This window comes from Nocardioides sp. 503 (assembly GCF_004522095.1).
In the GTDB taxonomy this organism is placed as follows: Bacteria; Actinomycetota; Actinomycetes; order Propionibacteriales; family Nocardioidaceae; genus Nocardioides.
On record NZ_SPUI01000007.1, the window covers coordinates 14,443 to 25,455 of the forward strand.

Below are 11,013 nucleotides of genomic sequence, written 5' to 3' on the forward strand. Positions count from 1 at the left end.
GTCGGCCCCTGGCCGGATGCTGCCACGTCGGCCTCTTGTGACGGGCGTCACCCCCGTCCTAGGGTGACGCACTGAATCGTTTCACCCCGTCGCTTCTCCACCCGATCGGACTCGTCATGCGCCTCGTCCCCCGTCTCGCCGCCGCCGCGGCCGTCGTCTCCCTCGGGCTGACCGGGGTCGCCGCCGTCCCGGCCGCAGGGCACCCCGCCACCGCCGCGGCGCCGGCCGCCGTCGCCCGGCTCGCGGCCGACCCCGACCTCGAGATCCCCGGCTTCGACCGGGAGGCGTTCGCGGACCCGACGACGCAGAAGCCCGCGGTGCTGTGGTTCTGGAACCGCATCCAGACCGAGGCGCAGGTCGACCAGACGCTGCAGGACATGCACGACGCGGGGTTCACCGAGACCGTGATCTTCCGGATGGACGCCGAGCCGTTCTTCAGCCCGGCGTGGTTCGCCCGCGTCGAGCAGGTCCTGGAGAAGTCCCAGGAGCTCGGCATGAAGGTCTGGCTCGACAACGACTCGCAGTTCCCGAGCGGCGCGGCCGGCGGGCTGATCGTCAACGGCGGCACGGTCGGCGACAAGGTCTACGAGCCGCGCCCCGACCTCGGCGTGAAGACCGCGGTCCGCACCGGCAACGTCGTGGTCCGCGGCGGCACCGAGGTGGACCTCGAGGGCCTGTTCGGCTCCAGCATCCAGATCGAGGGCGGCGAGGTCGTCGCCGACGCCACCGTCTTCCCGGGGATCACCCTGCTCAAGCAGGGGGCCGCCTGGTCGGACTACTCCGTCGAGGCCGACTTCTCCGTCGAGGCCGGCACGGCGGGGTTCATGGTGCGCTCGCCCGACAAGCGCAACGGCTACCTCGTCGACGTCCGCAAGAACGGCGTCGTCGACTTCTGGAAGCAGGTCGACGGCAGCTTCTCCCAGCTGCGCCTGGGCTCGGGCTCACCCGCCGGGTGGAACCCCGAGGGCCGTCACACCATCCGGATCCGCGCGGTGGGCGACCAGCTCTCCGCGACCCTCGACGGGATGGAGGTCGCGCCCGTGACGGACTCGACCTTCCCGACCGGCCGGGTGGGCATGCGCGTGGACGGCCCGCAGAAGTGGCGTCTGGCGGATCTCGAGGTCACGCCGGCGGCCGGCGGGGAGCCGCTCTACAGCAACGACTTCAGCGACCAGGCGTCGGTCAACGACTTCGACGTGACCGTCACCCCGCTGGAGAACGTCATCGCCGTCACGGCGCGCCCCCTCACGGGCCCGGCGTCCACGGACCTCGACCAGGTCGTGGACCTCACCGACGAGGCCGCGGGCGACGGGACCTGGGCGGCGCCGGCCGGTGACTGGCGCGTCGAGGCCTTCACCTACCGCTTCCGCGGCGACAACTACGCCGACACCCTCGACGCGGAGGCGATGGCCCTCTACGACGACATCGTGATGGGGGAGTACTACGAGCGCTTCCCCTGGGCGTTCGGGACCGTGCTCCAGGGCTTCGCCGACGACGAGCCCTCGCTGAGCGACCGGCCCAACGAGAACGCCGTGCCGTGGACGCCCACCCTCGCCGACCGCGTTCAGGACAGCGGCACCACCGTGGCGCGCGCCATGGTGTCGGTGTTCAACGACATGGGCCGCGCCGGAGCCACGGCCAAGGGCCGCTTCTACCGCGCCGCGTCCGACCAGTGGGTCGAGACCTACTGGAAGCCGAAGTTCGAGTGGACCGAGGCGCACGACGTCTCGATCATCTCCAACCCGCTGTGGGACGAGCACGGCCCTCTCGAGGAGCTGCGCCACTCGGGCAACCTGCTGACGGCCCACCAGTGGTCGCAGATCCCCGGCACCGACCTGATCTTCAACGACGTCGGCAACGGCGCGGCCCGCTTCCTCCCGCGCACCGCCGCGAGCGTCGCCCACCAGATGGGCAAGCCGCTGGTCTACGACGAGCTCATGGGCGCGACCGGCTGGGAGAAGTCGCTGGACGACCTGCGCGAGGGCGCCGCGATCTCCGCGCTGCGCGGGGTCAACAAGGCGCTGTTCCACACGACGTACGACGCGATCGAGGGCATCCCGTACCCGCCGGTGTTCATGGAGGAGAACACCTGGTGGCCCTGGATGGACGACGTCAACACCTGGACCGGTCGGCTCATGGAGCTCGGTCGCCACACCACGGCCGCGCCCACGGCGCTGCTACAGATGCAGCGCTCCAACGAGGCCGCGCAGCGGTCGTCCGTCGGCTTCCGGCCTGACCAGGACTGGGTCGCGACGATGAACGCCCTCGAGGACTCCCAGGTCGACTTCGACCAGCTCGACGAGGGCGCCCTGACCGCGGATCCGCAGGTGCTGACCCCTGCCTCGGTCGTGGACGGGACGCTCCGAGTGGGCGACATGACCTACACGACCGTCGTCGTGCCCCGGGCGCCCTTCGTCTCGCTCGAGGCGGCCACCACCCTGCGCGACCTGGTCGCCTCCGGTGGCGAGGTGGTCTTCGCCGGCGCCGCCCCCCTCCAGGAGGTCGACGGGCGCGACGACGAGCTCGCCGCCGTCGTGGCGGAGATCCGCAGCCTCGGCGGGGACCGGGTGGTCACCGTCGACGGGCCCGCCCAGGCGGGCAGGGCGGCGTCGGGTCTCGGGCAGGCCGCGGTGCGCCTCTCGACGCCAGACCCCGGTGTCCGGGTGCTGCGCTTCGAGGAGGAGGGCACCGACGGCTACCTGCTGCTCAACGAGGGTGGCGCGCCCGTCACCACCGACGTGACCTTCCCCGCCGACGGCGTGCCGGCCCTCTGGAACCCCGAGACCGGTGACGTCACGCAGGCGACGACCTTCCGGGCCACCGCCGACGGCACCGTCGTGCCGATGACGCTGGAGCCCCGTGCCCCCGTCATGGTCACGGTGAGCGGCGAGCCGGGCGCCCACGTCACCAAGGTCGTCGGTCCCGCCGAGGTGACCTCGGCCGAGGTCGTCGACGGCGCCCTCACCGCGCAGGTCCGCACCCGGCGCTCCGGGACGACGTCCCTCCGGGGCGACGACGGCGCCGGCGGCATGCTGACCGGCACCACCCCGTCGGTGTCCGTGCCGGACGCCCTCGCCCTGGACCAGGACTGGACCATGGCGCTGCAGAACGGCGCCCCGCCGGTCACCCGCCCGCTCGCGGGCTGGACCGACGTGGCCCCCCGCTACTCCGGCAGCGCCACCTACACCACCCAGGTGACCCTCGACGCCGCGCAGGTGGCCGACGCCGACTGGACGCTCGACCTCGGTCGCGTCGCGGACGTCGCCGAGATCAGCGTCAACGGCGAGCACGTGGCCGACCGCATCTGGGCGCCGTACCGGCTCGACCTGGGCGAGGTGCTGCACGAGGGCGCCAACACGATCGAGGTCCGGGTCACCAACACCCAGGGCAACGAGAAGAACCAGCAGGCCTACGACTCCGGGCTCTACGGTCCCGTGCGCCTGGTCCCCTCGGTGACCGTGGCCGTGGTCCTGGCACCCACCGGCGTCTCCGCCGGGACCGCCACGGCCACCGCGGTGGGCGACGATGCGGAGGTCCGCCTTACTGTGCACAACACCGGCCGGACGGCCGTGACCGGCGTCGTCACCGCGACCGGTCCAGCCGGGTGGACCTCCAGGAGCTCCGCCCCCGTGACGGTGCCGCCCGGTGGCTCGGCCACCGGGGTGGCGCTCCTCGTCCCGGGCGGCTTCGAGCCCGACGGGGACGTGGCGGTGGAGGCGGCGTTCGTCGTCGGCGGGACCGTCCTCGACGGCACGACCACGACGCTCGCCTGGTCCGTCGGGACGCCGCCGACCGGGGCGACCGACCACGTCGACCTCGGTGACGCGGCGTCAGAGAGCGCCCACGGGCTGACCGCCTCGCCCACCAGCGGCACGAACGTCGAGGCCGGGCTCACCCGCCGCTACGGCGGCTACCGCGTGCCGGACGCGTGGTACGAGTTCGACCTTCGCGTGGCAGCCGGCAAGGGCTTCGTCCTCCAGGGCCTGGAGACCTACGACGACAACCCGCAGCAGAAGAGCTACCGCGTCCTCGTGGACGGTCGGCTGGTGGCGACCCGGCTGAACGTCAGGCCGGTCCGCCAGCAGGGCACCGTCGCCTACCGGCTGCACGTGCCGGCGTCGTTCGTCACCGGCGACACGGTGCGGGTCCGGCTGCAGAGCCGATCCGACCCCGACTTCGCCGACCCCTCGCTCGCCGACGTGTGGGCACTGCCGCCCGACACCCTCACCTCCGTCGCGGCGCCGCGGGTCACCGGGACCCCGCAGGTCGGTGCGGTGCTGAGAGCCACCGCCGGCTCGTGGAGCACCACGGGGCTGGAGCTCGCCTACCAGTGGCTCCGCGCCGGTGCGCCGGTCGCGGGAGCCACCGGCTCCTCCTACCGGCCGGGTGTCGCCGACGTCGGACGACGGCTGTCGGTGCGAGTGACGGCCTCGAAGCCCGGTCGTCCGTCCGCTGCCGCGACCTCGGCTGCGACCGGCGCCGTCGTCAAGGCACGGTCCACGACGCGCCTCACGGTCCGCAAGGCCAGGGTCCCTCGCAGGAAGCCGGTGCTGCTGACGGTCGGAGTCGTCTCCTCGCCCGCAGCGACCGGCAAGGTCGTGGTCCGCGTCGACGGCCGCGTCGTACGCCGCGTCACGCTGCGTGCCGCAGGAGGCCGGGTGCTGCTCCGGCTGCCTCGGGGCAGGCACCGGGTCACGGCCGCCTACGCGGGGTCGCCCGCGGTCGCGGGGTCGACCTCGCGGGTCCTGCGCGTGACCGTGACCTGAGAGCGGAAGCGCACGCGCGAGGTTTTCACGAATCGCGCGAAAGTGGTTGACGTCACATGGCACCGATGCCATAGTCGGCGCGTGATGAAACGATTCATTCCCGGAAAGGCGACCGAGCGTGGCTGCTGACGTGGTGCTGGGGATCGACGACCTGACGGTCGAGTTCCCGGGCGTGAAGGCGCTGGACGGGGTCTCGTTCGCCGTCCGCCCGGGGGAGGTGCACGCCCTGGTCGGCGAGAACGGCGCCGGCAAGTCGACGCTGCTCAAGGTGCTCGGAGGCGTCATCTCCGCGACCCGCGGCAGCGTCAGCCTCGAGGGCCGCCCCTACCGCCCCTCCCGCCCCCGGGACGCGCAGGAGGCCGGCATCGCCGTCATCTACCAGGAGTTCACGCTCTTCCCCGACCTCACCGTCGCGGAGAACGTCTTCACCGGCCGCGAGCCGCACCACCGGGTCACCCGCGCCCTCGACTACGCCACGATGCGCGCCGAGTGCCGCCGGATCTTCGGCCAGCTCGACGTCGACATCGACCCGGACGCGCGGGTGGGGGACCTCAGCATCAGCGAGCAGCAGCTGGTCGAGATCGCCAAGGCGCTCTCGGTGGACGGCCGCGTCATCATCATGGACGAGCCCACCGCGGCCCTGGCCTCGAGCGAGGTCGCGCGCCTGCTCGACGTCGTACGACGCCTGCGGGCCGAGGGTCGCTCGGTGATCTACGTCAGCCACCACCTCGAGGAGGTCTTCGAGGTCGCCGACCGGGCCACGGTGCTGCGCGACGGCCGCTTCGTGGCCACCCTCGACATCGCCGCCACCACCGAGGACGAGCTCGTCCGCAGGATGGTCGGACGCGACGTCGAGTCGGTCTTCCACCGCGAGGACGCCGAGCGGGGGGCGGTCGTCCTGCAGGTGCAGAACCTGCGGGCCGGTCGGGTGCTCAAGGACGTCACGATCGACGTCCGCGCCGGCGAGGTCGTCGGCATCGGCGGCGTGGCGGGCGCGGGGCAGATCGAGCTCACCCAGGCTGTGTTCGGGGCGCTGCGCGTGCACGCCGGCTCCATGACGCTCGACGGCAGGGCGTTCACGCCCGGCAGCCCGGCCGACGCCATCCGGGCCGGCGTCGGCTTCCTGCACGAGGACCGCAAGTCCGCCGGCAACTTCCCCCACCTCTCCGTGGAGCACAACCTCACGATGACCGTGCTCGACCGCGTCCGCGGCCTGGGTCGGCTGATCTCGACCCGCCGGCAGCGCGAGGTGTGGACGACCTACCGCGAGCGCATGCGGATCAAGGCCAGCAGCCACGCCCAGCTGATCAGCAACCTCTCCGGCGGCAACCAGCAGAAGGTGCTCCTCGGCCGCGCCCTCGCCCCTGGCGGGCACCTCCTGGTGCTCAACGAGCCGACCCGGGGGGTCGACATCGGCGCCAAGGCCGAGATCCACCAGCTCGTCAACGAGCTCACCTCGCAGGGCGTCGGGGTCCTGATGGTCTCCAGCGACCTGCCCGAGCTGCTCGGCATGAGCGACCGCATCGTCGTCCTGTCGCAGGGCCGCGTCGTCGGCCGGCTGTCCGGCGAGGACGCCACCGAGGAGAACGTCATCGCCTGCGCGACGACCGGGCGCCGGATCGGGGTGGCTGCATGAGCACCGTGCTCACCACGACCGAGCCCGACGGCGGGGGCGCCCCGCCGCGGGTGCCGCCCACCTCGGGCCTGGGGCAGACCCTGCGCGGGACCGTCGCGGCGCTGCCGCTGCTGCCGCCCCTCGTGCTGGTCGTCGTCGGCTTCGCGCTCTTCGCGCCCAACTTCCTGACCGGCACCAACCTGGAGAACATCGTGGTCGCGGCGAGCATCATCGTCGTGCCCGGCCTGGCGATGACGCTGTGCATCACGATGGGGGAGTTCGACCTCTCGGTGGGCGCGACGGTGGCCCTCACGGGCGCCGTCACCTGCACGGTGATCCGGGACGGCAGCAACGCCCCCACGGCGCTGGCGGCCGGGGTGCTGGTCGGGCTGGCCGTCGGTGTCGCCAACGGGCTGGTCGTCACCAAGCTGGGCGTCACGCCGTTCATCGCCACCCTGGCGAGCATGGTGATCGTGCGCGGCCTGGCCCGCGCCTACACCGACAGCCGCGACGTCATCGTCAACGACAGCACGCTGAAGTACCTCGCCGCCGGCCGGCCGCTGGGGATCCCCTTCCCGGTCGTGCTGGCCGTGGTCGCGATCGCCGTCGCCCTCTACCTCACCTACCGCACCCGCTTCGGCCGCTGGGTCGCCGCGATCGGCAGCAACCGCGACGCCGCCGCCCTCTCCGGGCTCCCGGTCGACCGGGTCCGGATCACCGTCTACGCCCTCATCGGCCTGACCGGCGCCATCTGGGGCGCCACGATCTCCGCCCAGCTGCAGAAGGGCTCCGGCAACCTCGGCCTCGGCTTCGAGCTCGACGCGATCACCATCGTCGTCATCGGGGGCACCAGCCTGCTGGGCGGCCGGGCGTCGGTCTTCGGGACCGTGCTCGGCGCGCTCCTGATCGAGGTCATCCGCAACGGGCTGAACCTGCTGAACGTCGCGCCGGCCTACCAGCGCATCAGCATCGGGCTGCTCCTGGTGGCCGCCCTCGCGATCCAGGCGATCCGCCGCAAGGTCCCGCTGGAGGCACTCGATGACAAGCACTGAGCTCGACGACGGGAAGCAGGGACAGCGCGTGACGTCGACCGTGACCACCACCGAGGCCGTCGCGGACGGCGGCCGGCCGCGCCGCACCGGCGGGCGTGACCTCGGCCACCTGTGGGACTCCTGGGGGATGACCGCCTGCCTCGCCGTCCTCGTGGCCTTCGCCGCCGCGACCGACCCCGAGTTCCTGCAGCTGGCCAACATCCAGTCGGTGCTCACCGAGAGCGCCTACCTGGGGATCGTGGCCGCGGCCATGACCGTGGCGATCGTCAACGGCACCTTCGACCTGTCGGTCGGCGGCCAGCTGGCGCTGGTCAGCGTGGTGTCGCTGATGGGCTACGAGGCCGGAGGCACCGGGCTGGCCGTCGCCGCGGCCCTCGGGTGCGGGCTGGCCTGCGGCCTCGTCAACGGCACCCTGGTGACCCTGCTCCGGGTCCCGCCGTTCGTCGCGACGCTCGGCATGCTGTTCGTCTTCCGCGGCGTCGCCTACATCCTCACCGAGGACTCCCCGGCCGTCCTGCCCTACACCGAGATCGACTCCGGCTTCGCCCAGCTCGGCAGCATGCGCATCGCCGAGGTGCCGCTCCCGTTCCTGCTCATGGTCGGCTTCTTCGCCGCCACCTACGTGTTCCTGCGGCGGACCACGGCCGGCCGGCGGGTGGTGGCCTACGGGTCCTCGCCCGAGGCGGCGCGCTTCTCCGGGGTCTCCGCCACCCGCGTCCGCTTCCTGGTCTTCGGCCTGCTCGGCCTGGCCGTGGGGATCGCCGTGCTCACCTACATCACCCGCATCTGGACCGCCGACGGCGCCACCCAGGACGGCTTCGAGCTCCGCGTCATCACGGCCGCCGTCCTCGGCGGCGCCAGCCTGCAGGGCGGCAAGGGCTCGCTCGTCGGCACCTTCTCGGCCGTGCTCCTCGTGGCCGTCCTGAACGACCTGATGGTCGGGCAGGGCGTCAGCGCCGGCGTGCAGCAGATGGTCCTCGGCGGCGTCCTCATCCTGGCCCTCGGCATCGACGGCGTGCGCACCAAGTACGGCCATCGGTTCCGGGCCGTGCTCTCCCGCCGCCGAGAGGTCGCGGCGCCGTCCTGATCCCCCGCACTCGGGGCACGGTTCGGCCCGCCGGGTTGAAACGTGTCACTCGCACCACCGCACCACCTCCTCACCACCACCACCGCCCCACCCTTCATATCGGCTCGGCACCGTCGCCGGCCCCACAGAAAGGCACCACTCCATGAAGCGCTTCAAGCACCTCGCGCTGGCCGCGGCCTCGCTCACCCTGGCGCTCAGCGCCTGCAGCAGCTCGACCGACGACTCGGGTGACGGGGGGAAGGACAAGAGCAGCGAGGACAAGCTGGTCGTCGGCTTCTCCGTCTACGACATGCAGTACGAGTTCTTCCAGAAGATGGCGGAGGGCACCCAGTCGGCGGTCGAGGCCAAGGGGTGGGAGTTCAAGCTCCACGACGAGAAGAGCGACGAGAACGAGATGGTCACCGGCGCGCAGGCGCTGCTCGACCAGGGCGTCGACGTGCTGATCATCAGCCCGTTCAAGCCCGACGCGCTCGGCCCGATCATCGCCAAGGCCGACCAGATGGACGTGCCGGTGATCGTGGACGACATCGGCGGCGGCGGCACCCCCTACGACGCCATCGTCATCTCCGACAACGAGGACGGCGGCGTCCAGGCGGCCGAGTACATGGACGCGCAGATCAAGGCGGCCGGCACGACCAGCAAGAAGGTCGTCTCGATCACCTGCGAGCCGTCCGCGGTCTACGCGGCTCGTCGCAACGAGGGCTTCCGCGCCAAGGTCGAGGAGCTCGGCTACGAGGTCGTCACCGAGCTCTCCGGCAACTCCAAGGCCGAGGAGGCGTACAAGATCATGAAGGACGCCCTCGCCAAGGACCCCGACGTCGCCGGCGTCTTCGCCTGCAACGACCCGATGGCCGTCGCCGCCTCCAACGCGATCGCCGACGCGGGCAAGGACCCGGTCAAGGACATCGTGACCGTGGGCTTCAACGGTGACGAGGAGGCCCTGACCGCCATCGAGAAGGGTCAGCTCTCGGCCACCATCGCCCAGGACCCCTCCGCGATGGGTGAGCTCACCGTCGAGCTGGCGGCCACGGCCGTCGAGGGCGGCGACCTGCCCTTCGACAACGCCGAGGACCGCGAGGTCTACCAGGACGTCACGCTGATCACGCCGGAGAACGTCGCCGACGCCCGCTGACCAGACCGGCCCATCCAGCACCTCTGACGGTCGTGGGGGGCGCCCCCCCCCGCCCCCCCCCCCCCCCCCCCCCCCCCCCCCCCCCCCCCCCCCGGGGGGGGGGGGGGGCCCCCCCCCCCGCCCCCCCCCCGACCCCGGAACCAGCCGGTCCGACCCGGCAAGGAGAACGTCATGCCCGCCTTCGACGCCATCGCGTCAACCCTCGAGCGCCTCGCGATCGAGGTCCCCTCCTGGGCCTACGGGAACTCGGGGACCCGCTTCAAGGTGTTCGGCACCCCCGGCACGCCCAGGACCATCCAGGAGAAGATCGACGACGCGGCGATGGTGCACCGGCTGACCGGCCTCGCGCCGACCGTCGCCCTGCACATCCCGTGGGACCTCGTCGACGACTACGACGCGCTGCGCGCGCACGCCACCGACCGCGGCGTCGCCCTGGGAACGGTCAACTCCAACACCTTCCAGGACGACGACTACAAGTTCGGCGCCCTGACCCACGTGGACCCCAAGATCCGCCAGAAGGCCATCGACCACCACTTCGAGTGCATCGACGTCATGGGCGCGACCGGCTCGCGCGACCTCAAGATCTGGCTGGCCGAGGGCAGCAACTACCCCGGCCAGGCCGACCTGCGCGGTCGTCAGGACCGGCTCGCCGAGTCGTTGTCGTCGATCTACGAGCGGATCGGCGCGGACCAGCGCCTGGTGCTCGAGTACAAGTTCTTCGAGCCGGCGTTCTACCACACCGACGTCCCGGACTGGGGCACCTCCTTCGCCCAGGTCAGCGCGCTCGGTGAGCGCGCCATGGTGTGCCTGGACACCGGCCACCACGCGCCCGGCACCAACATCGAGTTCATCGTCATGCAGCTGCTCCGGCTGGGCCGGCTGGGCTCGTTCGACTTCAACTCCCGCTTCTACGCCGACGACGACCTCATCGTCGGCGCCGCCGACCCCTACCAGCTGTTCCGGATCCTCGTCGAGGTCATCCGCGGTGGCGGGCTCGACGAGGGCAGCGACGTCGCGCTGATGCTCGACCAGTGCCACAACGTCGAGGACAAGATCCCCGGCCAGATCCGCTCGGTCCTCAACGTGCAGGAGATGACCGCCCGAGCCCTGCTGCTCGACCGCGAGGCGCTCGCCGTGGCCCAGGCCGAGAGCGACGTCCTGGGCGCCAACGAGATCTTCATGGACGCCTTCCAGACCGACGTCCGGCCCACGCTGGCCGCGTGGCGCGAGGAGCGCGGCCTGCCCGCGAACCCGATGCGGGCCTACGCCGAGTCCGGCTACCAGCAGCAGATCGACGAGGCCCGCGTCGGCGGGACGCCGCTCTCGTGGACCTGACGCCTCCCCACCACCCGACACCCGAC

At 72.1% G+C, this 11,013-nt stretch carries 6 protein-coding genes; all 6 read left to right on the plus strand.

What is annotated here, in order from left to right; translation table 11 throughout:
* Nucleotides 1–116: 116 nt before the first annotated feature.
* The 6 genes from E4622_RS18625 (at nt 117) to rhaI (ending at nt 10,987) form a co-directional block, all read left to right on the plus strand.
* Nucleotides 117–4,766 (plus strand): glycosylhydrolase-like jelly roll fold domain-containing protein, encoded by a 4,650-nt coding sequence (locus E4622_RS18625; protein WP_134741763.1) that lies wholly within the window; start codon nt 117–119, stop codon nt 4,764–4,766.
* A 118-nt stretch (nt 4,767–4,884) separates the two neighbouring features.
* Nucleotides 4,885–6,402, plus strand: a complete 1,518-nt coding sequence (locus tag E4622_RS18630; protein ID WP_134741764.1) for a sugar ABC transporter ATP-binding protein — start codon at nt 4,885–4,887, stop codon at nt 6,400–6,402.
* Nucleotides 6,399–7,433, plus strand: a complete 1,035-nt coding sequence (locus tag E4622_RS18635; RefSeq protein ID WP_134741765.1) for an ABC transporter permease — start codon at nt 6,399–6,401, stop codon at nt 7,431–7,433. The genes E4622_RS18630 and E4622_RS18635 overlap by 4 nt, the downstream gene beginning before the upstream one ends.
* Complete coding sequence (locus tag E4622_RS18640) at nt 7,420–8,520, plus strand: ABC transporter permease (protein WP_134741766.1); 1,101 nt, start codon at nt 7,420–7,422, stop codon at nt 8,518–8,520. The genes E4622_RS18635 and E4622_RS18640 overlap by 14 nt, the downstream gene beginning before the upstream one ends.
* 142 nt (nt 8,521–8,662) lie before the next feature.
* Nucleotides 8,663–9,652 (plus strand): substrate-binding domain-containing protein, encoded by a 990-nt coding sequence (locus E4622_RS18645; RefSeq protein WP_134741767.1) that lies wholly within the window; start codon nt 8,663–8,665, stop codon nt 9,650–9,652.
* Between the two features lie 171 nt (nt 9,653–9,823).
* On the plus strand, nt 9,824–10,987 hold the full coding sequence (gene rhaI / locus E4622_RS18655) for an L-rhamnose isomerase (RefSeq protein ID WP_134740967.1): 1,164 nt from the start codon (nt 9,824–9,826) through the stop codon (nt 10,985–10,987).
* Nucleotides 10,988–11,013 lie beyond the last annotated feature (26 nt).